The following is a 25,512-nucleotide window of genomic DNA, read 5'->3' as shown; positions in this document are numbered from 1 at the left end:
TTGACCGCCAGTGCTGATTAGAGTGGGCTCGTCCGAGGCGTGTGTTCGCGTCTACCAGCCGCGCATCCGCTCCCAACGCGTTTCAATCTTGGGGCTGTCCCCGTTGACGACGCTGTAGAAGTCATGCTGGGCAGCCATCGCGCACGCATGGTTGGGCAGGATCCGGACCCGAGACCCGAGCGGCAGTTCGGGCATGGATTTCCCGGAACCGGCACGAATGGAGAGGATACCGTGTTCCTGGCTGGCCTGGGCCACAATCACATCTTCAAGCACGCGCCCCTTTTCGTCGCAGACCACGCCGTAACCCTGGTCGATCTGCTGGTTTGCGGTTCCCCGGTCGCGCGATAGCGCCATCCACCCAGCGTCAACCAGCACCCATCCATTTTCCGGCTTGGAGCCGATAACGGTGGCTAAAACGGAAATTGCGAGATCGTCGCGGTCGCAGACGCCAACCCCATGCTGGACGAGATCGAAGAACATGTAGACGCCGGCGCGCAGCTCCGTGACACCCTCCAGGTTCTGGGCGAAATGCGCTGTCGGCGTCGAGCCGACGCTGACGACCGGACAGGCGTGGCCATAAGCGCGCAGGATTTCAGCGGCGCGCACGGCGGCTGAACGCTCGTTCTCCGCTGCCTTGACCAGCGCATTGGGTGTGTTCAAGCCGTAGGATTCGCCCGCGTGAGCGAGAACGCCGACGAGCTTGGCACCGGCAGCGACAACCCTGTTGGCCACGTCGAGCAATCTTGGGTCGTCCGGCCTCAAGCCACCGCGATGGTCGTCGCAGTCCAGTTCGATGAGGACCGAGGGCGTCATGCCGGTGGCTTCGCGCACTCGGGCCAGGGCGTCGGCCTGGTCCACGCAATCGAGAAGCAGCTTCACATCGGCGCCGGTACGGCGACAAAGCTCCATGGCGCGCCTTGCCGAAGCCGGCGAGATGCCGACGGCATAGGTGATGTCGCGAAAGCCGTGGTCCGCGAAATACGCCGCCTCGGCGACGGTCGAGACCGTGATGGGACCGGGTCCCTGTGGAAACACGTCGCAAGCGACGTCGATGCTCTTGGCCGTCTTCATGTGCGGACGCAGCACCACGCCGAGCTTCTTGGCGCGTTCAGCGAGGCGTTGAATGTTGCGTCCGAGCCGTCCGCGGTCCAGCAGCAGGGTCGGCGTCACAAGGGCGTCGATACTCTTCGCCGTCGCGCTCCCTGATAGATTTGCCGCCCTATTGTCCATGACCTTGTTTCCTAAATGAACGACTGGTTTGCCAATGCGTACATGTGGGCCAGCCCGTCAGAAACGGGTCGTTGCCCTTTGACCATAGCGGTGGCACTGCCGGTCCGCTTGAGGCCGAGGCTCTCAAGCCAGTCGCCCAATCCATCCTCGGCATAGACGTCGATGCGAACGAATTGATCGCGAAGCTTCGAAAGCTGGGCCAGGATCAGAAGCCGCGCGTCCTCCACGCTTTCGGCCGCACAGGGGCCGACAACATAGCCGCGCCCGAACTTCCTGGCGATGGCGTAGCCGGCAACCCGCCCCGCGCGCTCGATAACGACGACCTTGCCCGCATCGGCGAGCGCAGCCACCATCGCCGTCCGGGGCATGCCGGTGGCCCGTTCGTCGAAGGCCTGGATTGCCGCGAGGTCTAAGACCGTCGCCTGACGGATGTCAGGGGTCGTCTGCGTCACGGCAACAGTCAGCGGGCCCTGGTGCTGAAGTACAGTGCCCCAGGCAGTGAAGCCACGCCGTTTATAGAGCGCGAGCCCCTCTTCGGTCGAATTGAGCAGCACGTGGCGCCCCTGTGTAGCCGCAAGCAATCCATCAAAGAGCCGGGAGCCGTTGCCGCCGCCTTGCGCGGAGCCGGTGACGATGATCATTCCGGCGGAAGCATAGGTCGGTCCGTAGCTCCAGGACATGGCCGTGCCGATCACGTGTCCTCCCCGCTCCAGGACCAGACCATTTCCAACCATTGCGGCAAATTCCCAATCCTCCAGGCGATAGGGCCAGCCCATCTCCTGCGACAGCTTCAGCGCGCCCGGCAAATGGCGGGGCTCCAATTTCATCAGCTCCATCTGGTTGCTGACGATGTCTGTGCCATGCTCAATTGCCATAAGTGCAACGCTGTCATTCGATCCAGGATTGAAGTCGCACCTTAGAGTGGCGTCCGGCGGACAGATTTCGCTGCTGTTTTGCGCTTTCAATTCAGCGGGATTGTTCGTTTTAAGCAGTTCCTCGGCATCCCAAATTGCGCAAATCAGGCGAGGACTATCGGGCACCTAGAATCGCTCCGCCTGGTTGCCCTGCGATCGGCCGAGGTCCGCATCGTTCGCTGTGGCGTGCGATTTCTGCCTCGGTAACGCCGTAGCTGCAACCAGCGATAAACGACTGACGCACATGGGGAATTTTGGATGATCTACATCAGCGAGGAGGAATCGGCCGCCCTTGTCACGCATGAGCTTGCTTTCGAGGCGGCGCGGAAGGCTCTCGTGGCAGCAGCGTCGGGGCGGAGCTGGGTCTTTCCTGCTGTTCTCGGGCGCACACAGGAGGCGACCAATACCTTCTCAGTCAAATCCGGTTCGTCGGATGACCTAACCGGCGTGAAAATCGGCTCCTTCTGGTCTGGCAACCCGGCACGTGGCCTTCCCCGCCACAACTCCACAATCGTGCTGCTCGATCAGCATTCAGGTCAGCTCAGCGCCGTTATCGAGGCCGGAAAGGTCAACGCCTACAGGACGGCCGCAGCCGACGCGGTTGCGGCCGATTTACTTGCGCGCAAGCGAGCCAAAGTTCTGGCGATATTCGGCGCCGGCAATCAGGCGGGCTTCGAAGTGATGGCGGTGGCCCGCATCCGCCCAATTGAAACCGTGCTGGTCGTGGCGCGGCCTTCGCCGCAGCTCGACGCTTTTGTCGATCAGATCGGCGAAAAAGGCCTGGATGCGCGCGCTGCCTTGCCGGAAGAAGCCGTGCGCGCAGCCGACATCGTGGTCACAGTGACACCCTCACGCGAACCGCTGTTCGATGCCGCTTGGGTGGGACCCGGAACCCATATCGTCAGCATGGGGTCGGATGCCCCGGGCAAACGCGAATTGCCGAGCGAATTATTTCCCAGGGCACGCCTGTTTTGTGATCTGCTTTCCCAGTCCGTCCAGATCGGCGAGTTCCAACACGTGCGCGACGACATCGACGGCGGCGTACTTGCGGTGACGCCAATCGGCGACGTCGTTGAAAAACGTGCTCCCGGACGCCGCTTCGACTATGAAATCACTGTCTTCGACAGTTCCGGTATCTCTCTCCAGGACCTCTACATGGCCGACGCGCTGATCCGCGCGAAAGCGTCCCACCACTGATCGGCCTCGCACCGACAGGTCCAGCCCCGACGAATTTTTTCCGCTGCACTGGAAAAAACCTTTACAGCCGAGCCGTGCTTCACGGCACCGCATGAGCTCAAGACTCCGGCCCACCGCCAAAGACCATATGGCAACCAAGTCCCAGATTCGATAGCCCTGAGTGAGAAACCAGCGTCATCGTCGCCATCAGAATTCTGCCCTGGACGTTCATGCCCGCAGATGGCGAGCCTTGGAGGGAGCCGCAAGCGCCGCCTACCAATCCATCACCACCTTGCCCGAACTGCCGCTGCGCATCGCATCGAATCCAACCTGGAAATCATCGATGCCGATACGGTGGGTGATCAGGCCTGAGACGTCGAGCGGGCCCTGGACCAGAGCTATCATCTTGTACCAGGTCTCGAACATCTCGCGGCCGTAGATGCCCTTGAGATGCAGCATCTTGAAGATGACCTTGTTCCAATCGATCTCGAACCCGGTCGGCGCAATGCCGAGGATGGCGATCTTGCCGCCATTGTTCATGGTGTCGATCATGTCGCGGAAGGCGGGGGCTGCCCCCGACATCTCCAGGCCGACATCAAAACCCTCCGTCATGCCGAGCGCCGGCATCACGTCGCGCAGTTTTTCCTTGGAGGCGTCGACGACATGCTGGACGCCAAGCTTGCGCGCAAGATCCAGCCGAACCGGATTGATATCCGTGATAACGACCTTCCTGGCGCCGACGCATTGCGCCACCAGCGCGCCCATGATGCCGATCGGTCCGGCCCCGGTGACCAGCACGTCCTCGCCGACCAGATCGAAGGACAATGCGGTGTGGACCGCATTGCCCAGGGGATCGAAGATCGCGGCGATCTCGTCCGGCACATCGTCGGGGATCGGCACGACATTGTGCTGCGGGATCGCCAGGTACTCGCCGAAGGCGCCCGGGCGATTGACGCCGACGCCGAGCGTGTTGCGGCACAGATGCCCCCTGCCCGCGCGGCAGTTGCGGCAATGACCGCAGACGATGTGGCCTTCGCCCGACACACGCTGGCCGACCTTGTATTCGGTGACCGCGGCGCCGAAATCCGCAACGGTGCCGACGAATTCATGGCCGGTCACCATCGGCACGGGCACCGTCTTCTGTGCCCACTGGTCCCAATTGTAGATGTGGACGTCGGTGCCGCAGATCGCGGTCTTTTTCACCTTGATCAGGACGTCGTTGGGGCCGATTTCCGGCACCGGCACCTCTTCCATCCAGATGCCCGGCTCGGCGCGAGTTTTTACAAGTGCGCGCATCATGTTGGACATCAGCTAATCACTCCGAGTTCGCGGCCGACCTCACCGAACGCTGCAACCGCCCGGTCGATATCGGCTGCCGAATGGGCGGCCGACATCTGCGTCCTGATCCGGGCCTGGCCCTTGGGCACGACGGGGAAGGAAAACCCGATCACATAAATGCCGCGCTCGAGCAGCATGTCAGCCATCTGCAAAGCCAGCGCGGCATCGCCGATCATCACTGGAATGATCGGGTGGTCAGCTCCGGCCAATGTGAAGCCGAGCTTTTTCATGCCGGAGCGGAAGCGCTCCGCGTTCTCATAGAGACGTTCACGCAGCCCTTCGTTCCTCTCGATGATGTCGAACACCTTAAGCGATGCCGCCGCGATCGCTGGCATCAGTGTGTTGGAAAACAGATAGGGTCGCGAGCGCTGGCGCAGCCAGTCAACGACCGGCCTGCTCGCCGCCGTGTAGCCACCCGAGGCACCCCCCAGCGCCTTGCCTAGCGTACCGGTGATGATGTCCACCCTGCCCTCGACGCCGCAATATTCCGGCGTGCCACGGCCATGCTCACCGACGAGGCCGACAGCGTGGCTGTCGTCCACCATCACCATTGCCTCATATTTTTCTGCGAGGTCGCAGACGCCCGCCAAATTCGCGATGATGCCGTCCATCGAGAAGACGCCGTCGGTGGCGATGAGCTTGAAGCGGCTGCCTTCAGCCTTTTTCAGTTCTTCCTCAAGGCTCCCCATGTCATTATTGGCGTAGCGGAAGCGTTTCGCTTTGGAGAGCCGCACACCGTCGATGATCGAGGCATGGTTGAGCGCGTCGGAGATGATCGCATCCTCTTCGGAAAACAGCGTCTCGAACAGGCCGCCGTTGGCGTCGAAGCAGGAACCGTAGAGGATCGTGTCTTCCATGCCGAGGAAGCTCGATATCTTTGCCTCGAGCTGCTTGTGTTCCTCTTGTGTGCCGCAGATGAATCGTACCGAGGCCATGCCGTAGCCGTATCGGTCGAGCGCGGCCTTCGCCGCCTCGCGCAGCTCTTCGCTGTCAGCGAGGCCGAGATAGTTGTTGGCACAGAAATTGAGCAGCTTTCGGGCGCCAACCTCGATTTCGGACCACTGGGGCGAGGTGATGACGCGCTCGCGCTTGTATAGGCCCTCCGCCTCGATCTGCGAAAGCAACTCGCGAACGCGGTTGTTGAGAGTCGGTGCCATCCTGCTTTTGCTTCCATTGGTGATCTTCGCGGTCTTGCTCATGCGATTTCTCCCCTGTGCACGCGTAACATGCGCTCGCAGTGGCTCGGATCGTGTGCTTTGAGGATTGCAGCCTCCCGAGGCTGGTGCAGGTCCCAGAGACGCGATAGCCAAAAGCGAAATGCTCCAGCGCGTTGCATCGCGGGAAGCAATATGCGTTCGGCTGGAGTAAGCGTTCGAACGGACTCATAGGCGCCTAAGAAAGCGGCTGCTCGCTCACCGTCTTGGCTGCCGGTGCAGTCATCGACGCACCAGTCATTGAGGCATACGGCAATGTCAAATAAGAAGGCGTCGCATCCGGCGAAGTAGAAATCAAAGACGCCGGTCAGCTGACCACCGTCAAACAACACGTTGTCACGAAAGAGATCAGCGTGCACCGGCCCCTTGGGTAGTTGCCGGTAGGTGGAGGACTGGGCAATTTGGTTCTGAAAGGCCAATTCCCTTGTGAGCAGCGAGCACTGTTCCTCAGATACCCAGCGGCCGACCACAGGCACCACCTCGTTCCACCATTCGAGACCACGCGGATTGACCTGGTGTCGTGGATAATCGGTCCCAGCCAAGTGTATTCGCGCCAGGGTCTCCCCGATAGAGCGACAATGCGACACTGTCGGTGCTGTCACGCTCTCGCCAGGAAGCCTGTTGACGACCACCGCAGGGCGATCTTTCAGCGAATGAAGGATTTCGCCTTTGACGTTGGCAACCGGATCCGGGACCGGCAGGCGCCGCGCCGCAAGGTGCTTTATAAAATGGAGGTAGAAAGGCAATTGTTCGAATGTCAGGCGCTCAAACAAGGTGAGCACATACTCTCCGGTTTCGGCATCTACGAAGTAGTTCGTGTTCTCAATTCCGGTCGTGATGCCGCGAACAGAACGCGGCCAGCCTAGACCCAGCTCCCCAAAGAAGGCTGCGACTTCGTCGAATGACAGCTTCGTATATACAGCCATGGCGGAAATAACGATCTCCGATTGCTCAAGCAGTTCTTCAGCAGGCCGCACCCTGCACGATTTCGGCGATGTAGGTCTTTACGGTCTGCGCATCGGCGGGAATGACCTTAAATCGTCTCGGCAAATCTTCTATTCCATCGAACCGTTCTGGACGATCTGGCTCGCGGCCCAAAGCCTCCCTGATGGTCCCCGCAAATTTGACCGGCAGGGCCGTCTCGAGCACGATCATCGGCATCTCCGGAACGGAGTGCCTGCGTGCGACCGTGATGCCGTCAGCAGTGTGTGGGTCGATTAACGCGTTGAAGCGGCGCCACGTGTCACGGATCGTCTCCAAGCGGTCGGCGTGCGTGCTCTTGCCGCTGTAGAAACCAAAACGAACCGCCACCTGCGCAAAGGCGGGATCACCACTGAGATCGAACGATCCTCTTCCCCCGAGCTGGTTGTCGAACATTGATTTCGTTCGGCTCGCATCGCGACCGAGCAGGTCGAAGACGAAACGCTCGAGATTGGAGGCCTTGGAAATGTCCATCGATGGGCTTGATGTTTCATACGTGTCCGCTCGGCCCCGCACGCGATACACGCCGGTGCGGAAGAACTCATCGAGCACGTTGTTCTCGTTGGTTGCAATGACGAGACGGGATACGGGAAGTCCCATCATGCGCGCGACGTGACCAGCACAGATGTTTCCGAAGTTCCCTGAAGGAACGGTGAAGTCGACCTCTGATGTGTTCCCCGCGGTGACCTGGAAGTAGGCGGAGAAATAGTAGACGACCTGAGCCATCAGCCGGGCCCAATTGATCGAATTGACGGCGCCTATCCGGTGGCGCCTCTTGAAATCACCATCGCCGGACACGGCTTTCACGATATCCTGGCAATCGTCAAACACCCCTTCGATGGCGATGTTATGGATGTTTTCGTCCTGCAGGCTGAACATCTGGGCTTGCTGAAAGGTGCTCATGCGTCCGTGCGGCGACATCATGAAGACCCGCACCCTCTTCTTGCCGCGCATGGCATATTCCGCCGCGCTGCCCGTGTCGCCACTGGTCGCCCCGAGGATGTTTAGTTCCTCACCACGCCGCGCCAGTTCATACTCGAGCAGATTGCCAAGCAACTGCATCGCCATGTCCTTGAACGCCAGCGTCGGGCCGTTCGACAGTTCCGCCACGTGGAGACACGTCTCAAGCGCGCGCACCGGCGCGATCCTGGTGGTTCCGAAAACCTCGGGCGTATAGGTCTTTGCGCAGATGGCCTTCAGATCGACGGGCGGAATATCGTCGATGTAGAGCGACAGGATCTCGAAGGCGAGGTCCGGATAGGACAGCCTTCGCCACCGATCCAGCATTGGGTCATCCACAAACGGGTACGTCTCGGGCACATAGAGCCCGCCATCCGGCGCCAGACCTTCAAGCAGGATCTCGCAGAACTTCCTGCGTTCGGAATGGCCGCGTGTGGAGATGTAGTGCATGTGATGCTCTTCCCTGTAGACGCGATCGTTCAGCCGGGCCGCAGCGCCGCATGGTCAATGGGCCGCCAGTTTTAGCGGTCAGCGTTGGGCCCGCCACCACGCGATCTTGTCCTGCAGGCCATAGCGGCGATTGTTTGTGCGCGTCAGGCCTGACTTCCGGCTGATCTTCAGATAGCGGCGATGTCCAGCTTCGAGCCGTCGACCAGACGCGACAGGCGGAATGGTGTAGGATCGACGCAAGGGGTGTCGTTTACGACAAGCTCTGCGGCCAGATAACCAAGCCCCGGGCCCAAACCGAAGCCGTGGCCCGAGCAGCCCGCCGCGAGGACGAGACCTTTCACCGCATCCACCTGCGACACCACAGGCACTGCGTCGGGCGTGCAATCGACGAAGCCGCCCCAGGCACTATCGATCTCTATGTCGCCGAGTTGGGGGAAGGTCTTCCGGACACTCTCCACGACTTGGCTTACCAGCCATTTTAAGGGTGGAGGATCCAGCACCCGATTCTGTTCGAAGATCCGATCGTCGCTGGTCAGCAGCGCCGGCATTGAGTCCGGCCCCGAAAGGAACGATTGACCGATGCCGAGCCTGACGTTCTTTAGGCGACGCAAGAATTGCGGCATGAATTCCCGGCTATACCGGATCGCTTGGGGCGTGATTTCGAGATTCGCCTTGCCGCTGATCGCAAGCGTATAGCTGCCGTCCAGTCGGCGCGTGATCGTGCAGTAGGGTGTGGAGACCGCCTCGCCTATGTTGATTGTCGGGGTGGAACGCAGCGCGGTCTGCCGGATGCTCGCTAGGGGGAAACTGATCCCGAGCGGCCTAAGGAAGCGCGAGGACCAGGCGCCAGCGGCGCACAGCACCGCGCCGGTTCTGATGTAGCCCTTCTCCGTGTGCACGCCCGCGATCTTGCCGTTGGCCAAGTCGAGCGCCCGCGCGGCGCATTCCTGGTGGATGGTGGCGCCCAGAGCTCTGGCCCCATCGGCGATAGCCGGCGCGGCGAGCGCAGGTTCGGCCTTACCATCCCGATCTGAATAGGTCCCGCCGACCCATTTGTCGCGCGCTTCGGGGACGCGCTCGGCCACCTCCGCCCGGCTCAGCATGCGGGTGTCGACCTCGTATTCCCTGGCGACCTCGCGCCACCTTTCCCAGCCGGCGAGCACAGCCTCGTCGTGAGTCGCATAGACGAGACCGCAGCGTCGAAATCCAAGGTCCCGATTGATATCGCGCGTCAGCTCGTCCCACAGTCGCATGGAGATCACCGAGAGCGGCAGTTCGCGCCGATCGCGGTTCTGCTGGCGGCACCAACCCCAGTTTCGGCTCGATTGTTCACAGGCGATGTGGCCCTTCTCTAGCAGAGCCACAGAGAGGCCACGCTTCGCCAGGAAATAGGCGGCCGTAGAGCCGAGGATGCCGCCGCCGACGATGACGACATCGACTTCGGCCGGGAGACGCTCATCGCTGTGAATGCGTTCGACTCGGGGCGACATGTTCCAACCAACCTCGGCTGCCATGAAGGCGGAAGCAAAGTTCCGATCAGCCCTTCATCGCATCGTGCGCTCGAAAGAATGTGCCGAAATCATCTAGGACTTCGCCAGATGTGCGCGCTTTTGATCCCTTGATCGATACGAACTGCTCAGGCCCGACCGAGTTCCAGTTCGGCGCAGGGCGGCGTAACCTGCTCGCGAGTCCGTTGGATCGCGCTTGAGGGTCTTGAGCCTGCGTGCGAAGTTGTAGGCGGCAACGAAGTCGGCGAGGTGTTACCCGAACTGCTCGTGGCTCTCCTAGCAGAAGCGTTTGACCGTGGCGTCCTTGATCGTGCGGTACATCCTCTCGACCTGTCCATTGGTCCAATGATGCTTGGCCTTAGTCGTACGGTGCTCGATGTCGTTCGTGGCCTAGGCATATTCGAAGGCGTGCGCCCAGAAGCGTTCGCCCGTTGGCTATAGCCCCTTTGATCAGCGGCGCGGCCGAGCCTCCGGCATTGGGTGTGGTGAACTGCTTCCATCGTCGGTGAGCACTGAGTGGATTTATAGGGAACGGCCGCGATCAACCGGAGCAGGAACTCTCGGGAGACGACAGTGGTGGCCTTCTCATGCAATTCCATGAAGGCGACCTTCGAGGTACGATAGATGGCGACGAACTTGTGCTGCTTGCCCTGATGCGGGATCGTCGGCTGCAACGCATAGAAGCAGTCATCCTGCGGCGGCAGCGTATAGCGTCGAAAGGCGACGATGACGGCCTCTTCATCGACCGTGAGCAGGGTCGACCGCGCCTCCTTCGGCGCAATCGGCAGATCGAGGACACAGATTCGACTCTGCAACTTCGCGACGGTCTTCTTCCATAGCGCTTCGCCGGCGCCGTCAAGCTCCGCGGTGCTCCAGCCGGGCCGCAGCGACGAATGGTCAAAAAGGCCGTCACCTTTGGCCTCAGCGGCTGGCGCGCCAGAAGGCGATACGGTCCTGCAACCGATAGCCCTGGATAATCGCAGGCATGAACCACGGAGTGCCGCGATAGAGCGGGATGGCGGAAGGCGGTCGAAAGTCGAACGCTGTGCGCGACTGCTCACCATGCCCGATCAGCTTGTGGGCCGCACGCATGCCGATCCATGGCGCCCAGACCACGCCCGAACCGCAGAAGCCGGTGGCATAGACCACACCTTCCTTCTCGAAGATTCGGGGCAGCATATCGCGGTTCATCGCGACGTTGCCGAACCAGCAATGCGAAAGGCGCACGTTTTCCAACTCCGGGAAAAGGTTCACCAGGCCCTTGCGTAGCAGAAGTTTCGGCGCCACCGGATCGCCGACGCGAGAACTGTCGCGCCCGCCCAGCAGAATGCGTTTTCCGTCGGGCGAGGGACGATAATAAAAACCGAGTTGCCGGTTTTCGGTGATCGTCATCAGCTTCGGCATCAGTTGCGCCATGACATCGGGCGCAAGTTCCTCGGTCACGATGATCCGGCTGCGGACCGGAACCAAGCGGCGACGCAGGAAGGGAGCGGCGCCGTCGGTATATCCATTGGTGCAGACCAGAACCTGCCGTGCATCGACCGTCCCTGCCGAAGTCACCACGCGGAACCCCGAACCGTTCCCCTCGATCGACTTGACCACTGTATGCGAATGGACCGTCAACCCGGATGCGAGCGCCACCCGCAGGAGCTCAGCGTGGAACTTTGCGGGGTGCAGCCCGCCAATGTCCATCCGAACGGTTCCGCCGCGGTAGAAGTCGGTGCCGATATAATTTCGCTGCTCGGCATGCGGAACGGCGTAGGACTGGATCCCCAGTTTCTTCGCCAGTGTCTCGGCGCCACGCGCCATTATCTCATACTGTTGATACCCGAAAGCGCCTTTGAACTGGCCAACCAGCCGGAAGTCGCAGTCGAGCCCTTCGGTCTTGATGAAGTCGTAGAGGAATTCGCGCGCGATCTTGCCCTCGGCCTCGATCGCCATGGCCTTCTCTTCACCGAAGCGCCGGGTGATCGTGGCATGGTCCGGCCGGATGCTGCCGCTCGTAATCCCGCCGTTGCGCGTGGAAGCACCCTCGCCCGGATGCATAGCATCGAAAGCGGCGACCGAGCGCCCCTCGCGCGCCAGCACAAGCCCAGCCGAAAGCCCGGCATAGCCGGCGCCGACAATCACCACATCGAGCTTCTTTGCCAGCGGCTGCCGCGGCAGCGGCATGACGGGCGCCGCTTCCCACCAGTAGGGCGTGTTCTTTTCGGCGACTTTGGGCTCTTGCACGTGACTGACTTCTCTTGATGTTCCAGGGATTAAGAAAGCGGCCGCTCGCGGCACTTCAAATATGGTCGTCCCGGACGTCCAGCGCGTCACGCAGTCCGTCACCAATGAAATTGAAACTGGTCACCGCGATGGTGATTGCAGCTCCGGGAATGATGGCCAGCCAAGGTGCGCTGCCCAGATATTGCTGGGCGCCGTTGAGCATGTTGCCCCAGCTGGGCAATGGCGGCTGAATTCCGTAGCCCAGGAAGCTGATGTAGGCTTCCATTAGAATGGCGCGCGCGACCGTCAGGGTGGAAGCAACGATAATGGGTCCCATGGCGTTGGGCAGTATCTCGCGGAACATGATGTGGGTGCCGCTCAATCCCAGCATGCGCCCGGCCAGGACGAACTCGCGTTCCCGCAACGAGCGGACTTCCGCTTCCACGATACGGGCAACCTCCATCCAACTGGTGAGGGCGATGATGACGGTGATCATCACAGGACTGGGCTTCAGTGCCGCAGCCAGCGCCAGGAGCAGAAAGATCGAAGGGAACGACAGGAAGCCATCGACCGTGCGCATCAGCGTCGCCCCGATCCAGCCGCCGCGATAGCCGGCGATCACGCCGACAAGCGTGCCGACGAGGGTCGACAATACCATGGCGAAGAAACCCACCAGCAGCGAGATTCGTCCCGCCATCAACAATCTTGCCGCAAGGTCGCGGCCAAGCGGATCAGTGCCCAGAAAGTGGTGGCCCGTCAGCGGTGGGGCAAAGCGGGCCCGCAGATCGATATACAGTGAGTCATAAGGCAGTAGATGGGGGCCGAGCACGCAAGCAAGCACGAGGAAAATGATCATCGCCAACCCGAGCAGCGCCAGGCGGTGTCTCATGAAACGAAGCGCCGCGCGGTTGTTTGTCCATCGGCTTGGAGCTGCATTTGCGGTGAGAGCGGTCATATCGGCTGTCTCCTGTCGGGGAAGTTGCGCGCTCAAGCCAGGCGAATACGTGGATCGACAATAGCGACGACAATGTCGGCGATTAGGTTTCCAAGCAGAACGAGGATGGCCGAGAACATCAAAAGCCCCATCACAACCGGATAGTCGCTATAGCCAAGGCTATCCAGGAACAACCGTCCCATTCCCGGCCAGGTAAAGACGGTTTCGGTCACCAGAGCGCCGGTGAGAACACTGGGAAGCTGCATCCCGGCCAAGGTAATCATCGGCAAGAGTGCGTTGCCGACGACATGCCTCATCAGAATCCGCCGTTCGCTCAATCCCTTGGCCCGAGCCGTCTTGACGAAGTCCTGGCTGATGGCGTCGAGGGTCGCCGTCCGCATGTAGCGGCTCCAGATCGCGACATGGACCAGCGACAGCACGATGCTTGGCAGGATCAAATGGTGGAGATATCCCAGGATCGAGGCATCTCCGATCTCGGACATATTGCCCGCGGGCAGCCAGCCCAGCTTCAGGGAAAAGATGTAGATGCCGACGAGTCCGAACCAGAAGGTAGGGACCGACAAAGCGATCATGGCACCGACAGTCGCTAGATAGTCGAATAGCGAGTAGCGGCGTGTGGCGCCCCGAATTCCAATCCAGGCGCCAATGGAGATCGCAATCACGGTTGAAGATCCCATCAGCAGCAGCGTGGCGAACACGTGGCTGCCAATGATCTGCAATACCGGCGCTCCGTCGCGGAAGGAGTGTCCCCAGTCGCCCTGCAGCAGCCGCCATGCCCAGTCCAGGTATTGGATCCATATAGGCCGATCGAGGCCAAGCAATCCCTTCAGCCGCTCGATATCCTGCTGGGTCATTCCGGGATCGAGCCCGAATTGCGCCAGTGGGCCGCCCGGGAGGAGGTTCAGAATGCCGAAGCCGATGATCGAAACGATCACAAGCAGCACCAGGCTCTGCGAGAGGCGATTGAGCAGGAAGCCGCGCATTCTGAGTCCTCCGTTGTGGGTTGGCGATTTTAGGCTGTTGCCGTCGCCGCAGTGAAATCCGGCGACGGCAATAGGATGGATCAGGCCTTCCAGCGCCAGTCTGCGGCATGCCACGACGCGGTGCGCGTGTTGGCATTGGGCTTGAAACCGTCCAACCCTGCCTTGCGTCCGAGCACGTTGGTGATCGCTAACAGCGGCAGGAAGGGCAGATCATGACGCACCACTTCCTGCACGCGGTTATAGATCCCGTGCCGCTCTTCCTGATCGAAGCTGCGAGCACCCTTTTCAAGCAGGGCATCGACTTCGGGGTTGGAATACTGCCCGGTGTTCGAACCGTGCCCGCCTTGAGCAGCGATTGCCTTCGTATGGAGGCGGTTTGTGGCGTCGGGGTCCGCGGCAATCAGATAGGTAACGCCCACCATGGCGGTGTCGAACTGCGACTTCAGCCAGAATTCGCCCCACATGACCGCAGCCGGCAAGTTCGAGATCGTCATCTCGACGCCGATCTCGGCAAACGTCTGCTGCAGGAACTGCTGCGTCTGCTCGCGAAGATTGTTGCCTGACGTCGTCGAATTGGCAAAGGACAGTCGCACTCCATCCTTGGCGCGAATTCCATCCGGGCCTGGCGCCCAGCCGGCCTCATCCAGAATTTGTCGCGCGCGGTCCATATTGAATTCCTGCGCGGGCAGGTTCGGATTGTAGTAGTAGGACTCCTTCGGCATGAAGGTCTCGGTGAGAGTGCCCACGCCGTAATAGATCGTGTCAACGATCGCTTTCCTGTCCATTGCGGCGTAAAGCGCCTGGCGCACTGCCAGGTCCTTGAACTGCGGGCGCCCCAGATTGAGGTAGATCGACTCCACGGATGCGCCGGTCTCCAGTGTCACCACGCGGTCTGGCAATTCGCGGGCTTCAGCATAATGGTCGGCGGTAATGTAGGATTGATCGACCAGGTCGACGTCGCCGCTCTTGAACTGCGTGTAGAGCACCGTCATATCGGGGATGTATTTGAAGATGAGCTGCTCGACATAGGGGCCCTCGCCGGCATGCTCGGGGTTGGCGACGAGCTCGATATGGTCGCCGGCTACCCGTTGGCTCCACTTGAAAGCGCCGGTGCCGATCGGCGCCTGGTTGAACGCCGCTGTATTCGGATCGCCCTCTTTCCCCAGGATGTGCTTGGGCACTATGAAGGTTTCGGCCAGGAACGACAGATAGGGCGCAAAAGCCTCCTTCATCCGCCAGGTGATCTCGGTGGGCGAAACCACCGTAATGTCCTGCACGAGCGAATGGCCGCTTGTACGCCAAGCGCGAAATTTCGGGTTGGTGATGAGCTCAAGGGTGAATTTCACGTCCTCGGCCGTGAAGGGCTCGCCGTCGTGCCAGCGAACATTGTCACGTAACCGGATGCGCCAGTTGAGACCATCCTCCGAAATGCCGCCGTTCTTCTGGCTTGGCACCTCGGCCGCGAGGTTCGGCTGAAGGACACCTTCGGCATCCATCCTGACCAACGCATCGAAAACCGAGAAATGGACCGCGTCATCGACTTCGATATGCGCCATCAGCGGATTGAACACCGTCGGCTCTTGTGAGAGGCCGACGACGACGCGACCGGCCGGGCCCGTGGCAGGGGTCTTGGCGAAAGCGGACTTGCCCAGAAGATTGGGCGCGATCAAGCCTGCAGCCCCACCTAGCGCCATCAGTCGGAGTGCCTGGCGTCTCGAATAGTTGGATGTAGTCGTTGCATTTTTGGTCATCGTAGTTCCTCTCTTGTTATTTTTCATGCGTTTGCTGCAATGGGACGGGCATTGCCTGGCCGCTCCCCCGGAATCGCCGCCACGAGTTGGCGCGTGTAGGCTGCTTGCGGGTTCAGGAATATCTGCGAGGGCGGTCCGCGCTCGACGATCCGGCCCTTCTGCATCACGGCGATTTCATCGCAGATTTGGCTGGCGACTCGCAGGTCGTGCGTGATGAAGACCATCGATACGCCAGTCTCGCGCTGGATCTGGTCCAGAAGCTGCAGGATCTGCGCCTGGATCGACACGTCGAGCGCGGAAACCGCCTCATCGGCAATGAGCAGCTTCGGTTTGAACATCAGCGCGCGCGCGATGCCTATGCGCTGGCGTTGCCCACCCGAGAACTCGTGCGGATAGCGGCCGAAGGCGCCGACATCGAGACCGACATGGGCCAGGAGCGCCCGCGCTTCCTCGCGCGCTTGGGCGTAAGGCATTCCGTGTGCCACCGGACCGACCGTGATGATATGGCCGACCGTTGAGCGTGGGTTCAGAGACGCGAAGGGATCCTGGAAGATCATCTGGATCCGCGGTCGAAGTGGGCGGAACTTCGCTTCGGAAAGCTTGGCGATGTCAGATCCCTCGAACAAAATCTCGCCGCCGTCGCTGTCCAGCAATTTGATCAGAAGCCGGCCCAGCGAGGATTTTCCTGAACCGCTCTCGCCTACGACGCCCAGGGTGCGGCCTTGCGCCAGTTCGAACGAAACCTCGTTCACCGCCATCACAATCCGCTGCGCTCCGAATAGCGCGCTGCCGCCATGATAGGTCTTCACCAGACCTTCGACTTTCAGGATCGGCTCCTTGCTGGCGGCTTCCGCACGAGGGCGATCTTCGCCGGTCAGATGCGGTACGGCCGCGATCAGGCGCTGCGTATAGGGATGCTTGGGCGACTTCAGCACCTGCTCGGCGCTGCCCTGCTCGACGATGTGACCTTTTTCCATCACCACGACGCTGTCGGCGATCTCCGCCACCACGCCAAAATCGTGGGTGATGAACATCACGCTCATGCCCTTGCGGCGCTGAATGTCGCGGATCAACTCCAGAATCTGTGCCTGGGTGGTCACGTCGAGCGCAGTGGTTGGCTCATCGGCGATCAGCACCGTCGGCTCGAGCGCCAAGGCCATGGCGATCATGACGCGCTGTCGCTGCCCGCCCGAAAGCCGGAAAGGGTACTGATGATACATGAGTTCGGGATCTGGCAAGCCCACTTCGGTGAGCAGCTCAATGGCGCGGTCGCGGCAGGTTTTTGGCGTGCCGTATCCATGCGCGGCCATGACCTCGTCAATCTGCGCGCCCACGGTCATCAGGGGATTGAGCGCCGAGAGCGGATCCTGAAAGATCATCGACACGACCCGACCACGCAGGTTGCGCAGCTTGTCGGGCGACATGCCGATGATGTTCATCCCCTCCAACTGTATTGAACCCGATGAGAGGCGGATCACCTTGGGCAGGAGCCCCATGATCGCGTTCGCCGTGACCGACTTGCCTGATCCGGACTCGCCTATGATGCAGAGGATCTGGCCGCGTTTCAGATCGAACGAGATATTCTCGACCGCATGGACCCGCTCCATCCCGGCCGGCAGGCTTACGGTCAGATCGCGCACCGAAAGCGCTATGTCATGGGGGGCAACAGCCTGGATGCTTGCGACCATCTGGATCAGATCCCCTTCAACCGAGCGGGTCCACGCTGTTGCGGACCGCATCATCGCCCTTTGAGCAGAAGCGCCTCACCGCAACAGCCGTAGCCTGGGCATCTCGACGCTTCGCACGCTGAGGCCGCGAGAGACGGGTTCTGCTCATCCAGGCCACTCCCTTATGAAAATCCGGCCGTGTACCGAACTGTGTTCCCTTTTCTTGGAGAACTCACCGATGGGGCAAACTGTGCCTTATCGGATGTCCTCTGGAGCCTGCCCGCCATAAAGAGGTTGGCTCCGTTCTTTCAGCCAGTTTGACTGTTCTGTTTCCGCAGAGTCATCGAAACTTGGCCCGCGAGCAGCACGAACTTCTGAAAAGAGCGTCCGAATTGGCATTTCACTCTGTTTGGCCTGATGATGATAGCGTGGGATAGGTGAGAGTCTGAGAGTGATTGCCCCAAAAATGAATGAGCAATGAGGCCAGCCGCCGTGCCGACCTGTCCAAGGCGGGCACGGCATTCCTTGTCACAGGAATTTGCACGATCCGCCGCGCCGGGATTTTCCGCATTTGAAATGGATTGGCACCCATCCAGGCGTTGAAGGTAGGTAGTAACCGGCGTCACCTGTACGAAGCCCGTGATGCGCCCATGCGATGCCTCATCAGGATGCCTGTAAAATGGTAGTGCGGAACCAAGCACGGCAAACTGTGCCGCTCATCGAGAAACTCTACCCGGCCTATCAATGCTCGGTTGCTGCTTTTCGATGCCGGTCGACCACATTCAGCTAGGCGAAGCTCGCAGGGCGCTCTTTCAAAGGTGCTGGGGGCTCAGGCCGCTGAACTGCGCTTGGAGCCACTCTGCGAGTTCAAACTCCACACCTTGCAGTTCACTCGACCCCAACCATATCAACCCATATTGACTGCCGTCGGGGTCAAAGCCAGCAGGCGCCGCCAGGCTTCCTCGTTCCACATCGTCAACCGCGAGTACGAGCGGACTGAGGGCTACACCCAAGCCTGCGGACGCTGCCTCGACGATCAGCGCGTGATTGTCGTAGTATCGCATTTCTGTGGGTCGACGCGCCGACGGATGGGTCTTCAGCCATTGCGCCCACGCGTCAGGTCGAGTCTTCGACCCGAGAGCGAGATAGTCGCCACGTTCGAACGCTGGCACCACTTCCGGCCTCATAACGGGCCCAACCGTTTCGGGGAAAAGGGTCCGGACGTTCCATGTCTCGGGCACAGCGAAGTCCAGCCGTCGAATAGCGAGATCGACCTGTTTCTTGCGAAATTCCACAAGCCCACCACCCACGGAGAGGTGGAGGGCCATGTTCGGATGCGCCACTTGAAGCGCCGCCAGGCGCGGAATAAGCCAACGCATGGCAACTGAAGGCTCGCAGGAGAGCACAAGGGCATTCTTCCCGGCATTGGCGGTACGCAGGCTTTGCACTGTGGTGGCCAACTCACCGAAGAACTTCCCGAGAGTCAGGTTGAGTGTCTCGCCAGCCGGGGTGAGCCGCAGGCCTCGCCCATTCTTTTCAAACAACCTGACCCCGATGTCATGGGCGAGTTTGGTGATACGGCGACTCACGGCGCCGTGCGTGAGCGCAAGCGAGTCTGCTGCAAGCCGGACCGAACCCAGCCGCGCTGTTGCTTCGAACGCTCGCAGGTCGTCGAGCGAAGGTATGTCCGAGCGATCCATCAGTGACAATCTATCACCGATTTCGTCAGAAACTATCGCTATTCATACTTGGCGACGTTTTGTTAATTGATGCATGCGCACCCATCATCAACCCAGCATAGCGGTCCTCGCCGATGACCTCACCAGCGCGGCAGATGGCGCAGCACCTTTCGTCGCCCGCGGCTTGACTGCATCGATCGGCAGACGCCAGCTTCCGAACCAAGCGGCAGCGGTAATCGCAGTCGATAGCGGTTCGCGGTCTGCTACTTCGTCGCAAGCGTTCGAGGCGGTCGCTCGATTGACCGCACGACTTGCCAGCCGTGCCGTGCTCTATAAAACGGTGGACTCCACTCTACGCGGCCACGTAACGGAGGAGCTTGAAGCATGTTTTGCGGCGAGCGGCCGCAAATCGCTGCTCTTCGCGCCGGCGTTCCCCCAGGCCGGACGTACGACAGTGAGGGGCATTCAGTTCGTTGACGGCATCCCGGTGTCGGAAAGTGCGTATAGCCATGACCCCGTGCATCCCGTGCGGCATTCCGCGCTAGTCGACCTGGTCCCCAACTGCATCAAGAATGTCAGGCTGCTTGATGCAGAAACGCAGGAAGAACTCGATTCGCAGATTGCTTCCATCGAGGATCCAGAGTCGGTCCTTTGGGTTGGTTCTCCCGGAATGGCTGCAGCCCTATCGCGGCGTTTTGTGCAAGCGAAGACCCCACCGCCATTGCTCGATGGCATCAGTAGCGATGTCTTGGTCGTCATTGGGAGCGCAAATTTGCGCAGTCATCAGCAGGCAGACCAACTCCAGGAGGTCAGGGGCGTGATGCTGCTGCGCGGACCAAGGGCGCGCGAGGCGGACTCGGCAGCGGTGCTGCGCCGTATCGCACAAGACGCAGCGCAAGAGCTTCAAAGCCCACGCTTCGGCGCTTTGATCGCCACCGGCGGCGACACGATGGACGCGATCCTGGATCTTCTCAACGTCCGTGAGTTCGAGATCCTGCAAGAACTCGATCCCGGATTCCCACTTGGTCTCGCCAGGCTTGGCGATGGGCGCTCGCTCCTGTTCGCGATGAAGGCCGGTGGCTTTGGCAGTGACGACGCCCTGACGCGCGCCGTCGCGCGGATACGTGGAGCAACCCAATGAAGAACATTCCCCCGCTTGCTCTCACGATGGGCGACGCCTCCGGCATTGGACCGGAGATCGTGGCGAAGGTGCTTGCGAAGGGCGGCGAACGCGTCGTCGTGTTCGGCAGCTATGTTGTCATGCAGGATATTGTACGCCGGCTCGGGTTGAACATCGAGGTGCGACGCATCAACGCTGCCGATGCAGCTCAATTCGAGCCGCGGCGAATTGAAGTTATCGAAACCACCCGCATTACCGGGTCCCCACCAATCGGGCGTATCAGCGCGATCTCCGGGCAGGCGGCCTTCGACGCCATCGTTGCAGCGATCGCAGCAGCGAAGTCCGGACAAGTGAGCGGCATCGTCACGGCCCCGATCAATAAAGAGGCGATGGCCAGCGCGGGAATCCGCTACCCCGGCCATACCGAAATTCTGGCCGACTACGGCGGCGCCAAGCGCGTGGCGATGATGCTTGCGAACGATGACATCCGCACGGTGCTCGTCACGATCCACACGTCGCTGAGCAAGGCGATCGAACAGGGCGATTTCGACGCTCAGCTATCCGCCATTCGGCTCGCCCACGACGGTGGAAAAGCTCTCGGCTTCGCGATCCCGCGTGTCGCCGTAGCAGGTCTCAATCCGCACGCAGGTGAAGGCGGCCTCTTCGGGGACGAGGAAATCCGGATCATACAACCTGCAATCGACGCGGCCCGAGCCGAGGGCATCGACGCCACTGGCCCTTATCCGGGCGACACCGTCTTCATGCAAGCACGTCAAGGCCGATTCGATGTTGTGGTGGCACAATACCACGATCAAGGGCTGATCCCTGTGAAGTATCTCGGGTTGGAAAAGGGCGTGAACATCACGCTTGGCCTGCCGTTCGTCCGCACCAGCCCAGATCATGGCACGGCCTTCGACATCGCGGGCCGGGGGATTGCAGACCAGGCCAGCTTGGAAACGGCGCTTGCCTACGCCAAGCGGCTGGTAGCGGCGCGAACCAAAACGAACTAGATTCGAAAGGAACCACCACCGATGGGGTTACGCTTTATCTTCATGCTTACGCGCAATGACCGCACGGTTCCGGACGCGTCGCAGCAACTTCAAACCGCGCTCAGCTTTGGCGTGCGGCACATCGGGTTCAAGGACATCGGCGTGCCGATCGAGCAGCTGAAAGGCCTCAATGCAGCCATCAGGACGGGCGGTGCAACTTCCTATCTGGAAGTCGTGTCACTGGACCGCGAAAGCGAAATTGCTTCGGCAAAGGCAGCTGCCGCAATCGGCGTTGACGTTCTTCTTGGTGGCACGCGGGTCGACGATGTGCTGCCGATCCTCAGGGACACCGGCATCCAGTACTTCCCGTTTCCGGGTCGGATTGCCGGTCATCCGAGCGTGCTTGAAGGCGCCATCGACGAAATTGTCGAAAGTGCCAAGACGATTGCAGGGCGCGATGGAGTGCATGGCCTGGACCTGCTGGCATACCGTTCGGCGCAGAACGTGCCCGAGTTGATGAAGGCTGTCTGCGCTGCGGTCACCAAGCCTGTCTACATTGCAGGTTCGATCGACACCCCTGAACGAATCGCAGTCGTCCAAAGCGCAGGCGCAGCTGGTTTTACGATTGGGACTGCGGCTTTGGATGGCAAGTACCCGGCCAATGGGAATGACCTACCAAGCCAACTCACCGCGATCATTCGCGACGTCGCTGCCCTGAACAAGCACCTTTCGCCAATTCACAAGAAGAATTTGTCAATTGAGTTTGCCGGGCTGCACGCGCCTTGGGAGCCTAAAGTCGAGGTGCATGTCAACAACATGCAAATCCAGGTCGCCCTGTTCAAGGGAAGCTCTAACTGGTCATTTCGGCAGCACGACGATCAGCTGTTCTTCGTTCACCGGGGACGCCTGCTCATGAAATTTCGTGACCGTGAAGAGATCATCGAACCCGGAGAGTTCATCGTCGTTCCATATGGCGTTGAGCACAGTGCGGTGGCCTTGGGCGAGGAAGGATGTGAAGTGTTGCTGGCAACGTCAACCGCTCTACCCTGCTACCCACCCGCGGGAACTGATCTCGCACACTCTGAGCGATCCCAGTTGACTGCTTAGCACGACGGAACCGACTGCTAGGTTTCAGTGAAATCATGACGCAAGGCGCAAGAGCAATCATGACCGTGGCTATAGTGCTGCATCGCGCCGACGGCGCACCCGTTGCAAGCTCTTTCCGCAGGGCAGCGTTCGGCAAGGACGACCCCTTGGTGGGGCATCGCGAAATCGCCTGGGAAGGACCGGACTCGATGATCGTGGGCCGAACCAGCTTTATTGGTGAGCTCGAAGTCGCAAGCTTCCCCCACATCGAAACCATCGTCGTGGTGGAAGGAGAGCTGATCCCCACGGCGACCGGGACGGCCCGCTGGTGCTCGGGCCGCAAGCGGCGTTGTCATCGGATGTGGCACCGCGCTTCGGATCCAGAGCGGATCAGGCGTGCGGTTTTCGTTCTGCGCAGCCGCTTGCGACAAACCGACGAAGCCCGGCCTTGTCCAACTGTTCGCCGACGCCGACATCAAGCCGTCTGCTTCGCTACCGGCCGAGGCCTTGCTTGGCCCGGCCCCGCAATGCCGCAGCGACAACGTCTTCTCCAGCGACGGCGCGGATTGCCATGCGGGCACGTGGGATTCGACCCCATAGGCCGCTTACGCAATCGACGCCCCTTCACACGAGATGGCTTTGAGGCTTCAGCCTACCTCCCCTCTGTGAGGTGGGACGCCAGCGAGCTTTTCACGCAATAATTTGCATGTCCTAAGGCTCACTAACCGCAGGATATTCCGTCCAGGCACACAACTCCGCAGCCTGTCTATTCTCGGCGCGGGTTAGAATGCTTCAGAGTAACCGGAGTCCCGTAGATGCCCGCGCCGCTAATGCACATCGAGTGCAGCCCTTCCCTGCCCCGCGAGGCGGACGTCGTCGTGATCGGCGGCGGCGTCGTGGGCGTGTTCACGGCGTATTATCTCGCACGCCGCGGCTTCAGCGTCGCCCTGGTCGAGAAAGGGCGGGTGGCCGCCGAGCAGTCCAGTCGAAACTGGGGCTGGTGCCGCCAGCAGAACCGTGATGCGCGCGAGCTGCCGATGGCGACCAAGAGCCTCGATCTCTGGGAGAAGGTGGCACAGGAGACTGGCGAGAACACTGGATTTCGCCGGTGCGGGCTCCTCTATCTCTCACAAGACGAAAATGAGCTGGCGGGCTGGGCGAAGTGGCGTGACTTCGCCGGGACAGTGGGCGTTACGACGCATGTGCTGAGCGCGGAGGAAGCCACCGAGAAGGGCAAGGTGACCGGACGCAAGTGGAAGGGCGGCGTTTTCTCACCGACTGACGGAACGGCGGATCCGTCCAAGGCAGTGCCGGTTGCCGCCCGCGGTATCATGGCGGCCGGCGGTACCGTCCATCAGCATTGCGCGGCGCGCGGGCTGGAGTTGAGCGCTGGCAGGGTCAGTGGCGTCGTTACGGAAGCGGGAACCATCCGTACGAAGACCGCGGTCATGTCCGGAGGCGCGTGGGCTTCCTCCTTCTGCAGCCAGCTTGGTATGCGCTTCCCGCAAGCTGCCGTGCGTCAATCCATTCTAGCCGTGGCGCCAGGCGCAAGCGGCCTGCCCGATGCCCTGCATACAGCGAGCGTCTCGCTGACGCGGCGCAGCAACGGTGGATACACGCTGGCTATCAGCGGGCGGGCTCGCGTCGATCCAACGCCGCAGCAGTTCAGGTTCAGCCGCGAGTTTATCCCGATGTTCGCCCGCCGCTGGCGCAATCTCGCCCCGGGCGCCTTCGAGGGCTGGCGCCAAGGCCATGAAAGCCTGCGCAAATGGGGCCTTGACGATATTACGCCAATGGAACGGAACCGGATTCTCGACCCGAAGCCCGACATGGGACAGATTCGACTGACATATCGAAGAGCCTGTGAATTGATCCCCGAACTCCAGCGCGTCGCAATCTCCGATGCCTGGGCGGGCTATATCGACAGTACACCCGACGGCATTCCCGCGATCGGTGAAGTGGAGGGGATTCCGGGCTTCATCCTGGCGGCGGGATTCAGTGGTCACGGCTTCGGCATTGGCCCCGGCGCGGGGCATATGATCGCCGACATCATTACAGGCAGCGAGCCTATTGTCGACCCGCGTCCTTATAGGCCCGAACGCCTGAAGACCGCTGCGTGGGGCAAGGTCGCTGAATTCTGAGAAGATCAACTTACAGGTAACAATCGGTCGCACACGAGATTAAGGCTGCGAGCAGCCGTGCTGAAAACAGGGAAGTGACGATGCGCGAATACGAGATTGCCGCCATTCCTGCCGACGGGATCGGCCCGGAGGTGATCGCCGCCGGTCTCCAGGCGCTTGAGGCGCTGCAGCAGCGCTGCGGCGACTTCAAGCTGCGCGTCCAGCACTTCGACTGGGGCTCGGACTACTACAAGGCCAATGGCCGGATGATGCCCGAAGATGGAGTGGCGCAACTGAAGCGCTTCGATGCCATCTTCTTTGGTGCGGTCGGCGCTCCCGATGTGCCCGACGACATCACGCTTTGGGGTCTCCGGCTGCCGATCTGCCAAGGCTTTGATCAATACGCGAATGTGCGGCCGACCAGGATATTGCCGGGCATCGTTTCGCCGCTGGCGGGCGTTGGCCCCGGCGATCTGGATTGGGTGATCGTGCGGGAGAATTCGGAGGGTGAGTATTCCGGCCATGGCGGCCGTGCCCACCGCGGCCTCCCAGAGGAGGTCGGAACCGAAGTCGCGATCTTCACGCGCGTCGGGGTCACGCGCATCATGCGCTATGCATTCCGGCTGGCGCGGTCACGGCCGCGAAAGCTCCTGACTGTGGTTACGAAATCCAACGCGCAGCGTCACGGCATGGTAATGTGGGATGAAATCGCAGCCGAGGTGGCGCAAGAGTTCCCTGACGTCTCGTGGGACAAGATGCTGGTTGATGCTATGACGGTGCGTATGACACTCAAACCTCGCAGCCTCGATACGATCGTCGCCACCAATCTTCACGCCGACATTTTGTCGGACCTTGCGGGCGCGCTGGCGGGCAGTCTCGGCGTTGCACCGACCGCCAACATTGATCCCGAGCGGCGCTATCCCTCGATGTTCGAGCCAATTCACGGATCGGCCTTCGACATCGCCGGCAAAGGTATTGCCAACCCGGTCGCCACCTTCTGGACCGCTGCCCAGATGCTCGAACATCTGGGCGAAAGCGCAGCCTCCGTCCGGTTGATGAGCGCAGTGGAAACAGTGACCAGTGAGGGCGTGCTGACGCCGGACGTGGGTGGCACAGCGACCACGCAGGACGTGACGGACGCCGTCTGCCGGACGATCCGCAGTTCGAACGTGTGACAGGT

19 protein-coding genes and 2 pseudogenes are annotated in these 25,512 nt (G+C 61.0%); 6 read left to right on the top strand and 15 right to left on the bottom strand.

Going from position 1 to position 25,512, the window contains the following annotated elements:
* Window positions 1-51: 51 nt before the first annotated feature.
* Window positions 52-1,230 carry an alanine racemase gene (locus FJ959_RS13200; protein WP_140581843.1) on the bottom strand — a complete coding sequence of 393 codons (1,179 nt, stop codon included), beginning with the start codon at window positions 1,228-1,230 and terminating at the stop codon, window positions 52-54.
* 11 nt (window positions 1,231-1,241) lie between these two features.
* Complete coding sequence (locus FJ959_RS13195) at window positions 1,242-2,270, bottom strand: GNAT family N-acetyltransferase (protein WP_224646636.1); 1,029 nt, start codon at window positions 2,268-2,270, stop codon at window positions 1,242-1,244.
* Window positions 2,271-2,402: 132 nt separating this feature from the next.
* On the opposite strand from FJ959_RS13195, the gene FJ959_RS13190 reads away from it, so the two are divergent.
* Window positions 2,403-3,341 carry an ornithine cyclodeaminase family protein gene (locus tag FJ959_RS13190; RefSeq protein WP_140581841.1) on the top strand — a complete coding sequence of 313 codons (939 nt, stop codon included), beginning with the start codon at window positions 2,403-2,405 and terminating at the stop codon, window positions 3,339-3,341.
* A 252-nt stretch (window positions 3,342-3,593) separates the two neighbouring features.
* Here the strand turns inward: FJ959_RS13190 and tdh are convergent, their stop codons facing one another.
* The 13 genes and pseudogenes from tdh to FJ959_RS13130 form a co-directional block, all read right to left on the bottom strand.
* Window positions 3,594-4,628, bottom strand: a complete 1,035-nt coding sequence (gene tdh, locus FJ959_RS13185; RefSeq protein WP_140581838.1) for an L-threonine 3-dehydrogenase — start codon at window positions 4,626-4,628, stop codon at window positions 3,594-3,596.
* A complete protein-coding gene (locus tag FJ959_RS13180) occupies window positions 4,628-5,815 on the bottom strand; it encodes a glycine C-acetyltransferase (RefSeq protein ID WP_140581916.1) in 1,188 nt (395 codons plus the stop codon). Before FJ959_RS13180 ends, tdh begins: the two co-directional genes overlap by 1 nt.
* Window positions 5,816-5,853: 38 nt before the next feature.
* Window positions 5,854-6,798 (bottom strand): homoserine kinase, encoded by a 945-nt coding sequence (locus tag FJ959_RS13175; protein WP_140581836.1) that lies wholly within the window; start codon window positions 6,796-6,798, stop codon window positions 5,854-5,856.
* A 37-nt stretch (window positions 6,799-6,835) separates the two neighbouring features.
* Window positions 6,836-8,263, bottom strand: coding sequence for a threonine synthase (thrC, locus tag FJ959_RS13170; protein WP_140581833.1), 1,428 nt, complete (start codon window positions 8,261-8,263; stop codon window positions 6,836-6,838).
* 167 nt (window positions 8,264-8,430) lie between these two features.
* The gene (locus tag FJ959_RS13165) at window positions 8,431-9,753 is read right to left on the bottom strand and encodes an FAD-binding oxidoreductase (RefSeq protein WP_140581914.1); all 1,323 of its coding nucleotides are present in this window, start codon (window positions 9,751-9,753) and stop codon (window positions 8,431-8,433) included.
* A 273-nt stretch (window positions 9,754-10,026) separates the two neighbouring features.
* Window positions 10,027-10,155, bottom strand: a pseudogene (locus FJ959_RS32235) (IS481 family transposase); the annotation flags it as partial.
* Between the two features lie 111 nt (window positions 10,156-10,266).
* Window positions 10,267-10,618: pseudogene (locus tag FJ959_RS32230) on the bottom strand (IS481 family transposase); the annotation flags it as partial.
* A gap of 74 nt (window positions 10,619-10,692) precedes the next feature.
* Entirely contained in the window at window positions 10,693-12,003 is a 1,311-nt protein-coding gene (locus tag FJ959_RS13155) for an FAD-binding oxidoreductase (protein WP_140581830.1), read from the bottom strand.
* A gap of 55 nt (window positions 12,004-12,058) precedes the next feature.
* A complete protein-coding gene (locus FJ959_RS13150; RefSeq protein WP_140499530.1) occupies window positions 12,059-12,937 on the bottom strand; it encodes an ABC transporter permease in 879 nt (292 codons plus the stop codon).
* Between the two features lie 32 nt (window positions 12,938-12,969).
* On the bottom strand, window positions 12,970-13,920 hold the full coding sequence (locus FJ959_RS13145) for an ABC transporter permease (RefSeq protein WP_140499531.1): 951 nt from the start codon (window positions 13,918-13,920) through the stop codon (window positions 12,970-12,972).
* A gap of 80 nt (window positions 13,921-14,000) precedes the next feature.
* On the bottom strand, window positions 14,001-15,671 hold the full coding sequence (locus FJ959_RS13140) for a peptide ABC transporter substrate-binding protein (RefSeq protein WP_140581828.1): 1,671 nt from the start codon (window positions 15,669-15,671) through the stop codon (window positions 14,001-14,003).
* 23 nt (window positions 15,672-15,694) lie between these two features.
* On the bottom strand, window positions 15,695-17,359 hold the full coding sequence (locus FJ959_RS13135) for an ABC transporter ATP-binding protein (RefSeq protein WP_140581825.1): 1,665 nt from the start codon (window positions 17,357-17,359) through the stop codon (window positions 15,695-15,697).
* Window positions 17,360-18,150: 791 nt separating this feature from the next.
* The gene (locus FJ959_RS13130) at window positions 18,151-19,038 is read right to left on the bottom strand and encodes a LysR family transcriptional regulator (protein ID WP_140499537.1); all 888 of its coding nucleotides are present in this window, start codon (window positions 19,036-19,038) and stop codon (window positions 18,151-18,153) included.
* Window positions 19,039-19,111: 73 nt separating this feature from the next.
* Here FJ959_RS13130 and FJ959_RS13125 point away from each other — a divergent pair, with 73 nt between their 5' ends.
* From FJ959_RS13125 to FJ959_RS13100, 5 genes are all read left to right on the top strand, one after another.
* Entirely contained in the window at window positions 19,112-20,158 is a 1,047-nt protein-coding gene (locus FJ959_RS13125) for a four-carbon acid sugar kinase family protein (RefSeq protein WP_140581823.1), read from the top strand.
* Window positions 20,155-21,147, top strand: coding sequence for a 4-hydroxythreonine-4-phosphate dehydrogenase PdxA (gene pdxA, locus FJ959_RS13120; RefSeq protein WP_140499541.1), 993 nt, complete (start codon window positions 20,155-20,157; stop codon window positions 21,145-21,147). The genes FJ959_RS13125 and pdxA overlap by 4 nt, the downstream gene beginning before the upstream one ends.
* A 21-nt stretch (window positions 21,148-21,168) precedes the next feature.
* A complete protein-coding gene (locus FJ959_RS13115; RefSeq protein WP_140499543.1) occupies window positions 21,169-22,233 on the top strand; it encodes a cupin domain-containing protein in 1,065 nt (354 codons plus the stop codon).
* A gap of 794 nt (window positions 22,234-23,027) precedes the next feature.
* Window positions 23,028-24,353: an FAD-binding oxidoreductase gene (locus FJ959_RS13105; protein ID WP_140630294.1), complete on the top strand. Its 1,326-nt coding sequence runs from the start codon at window positions 23,028-23,030 to the stop codon at window positions 24,351-24,353.
* Between the two features lie 80 nt (window positions 24,354-24,433).
* Complete coding sequence (locus FJ959_RS13100; RefSeq protein WP_140523338.1) at window positions 24,434-25,507, top strand: tartrate dehydrogenase; 1,074 nt, start codon at window positions 24,434-24,436, stop codon at window positions 25,505-25,507.
* Window positions 25,508-25,512: the final 5 nt, after the last annotated feature.

Source organism: Mesorhizobium sp. B2-2-4, from assembly GCF_006442375.1.
GTDB lineage: Bacteria > Pseudomonadota > Alphaproteobacteria > Rhizobiales > Rhizobiaceae > Mesorhizobium.
This window is presented reverse-complemented; position numbering and strand designations above follow the sequence as displayed.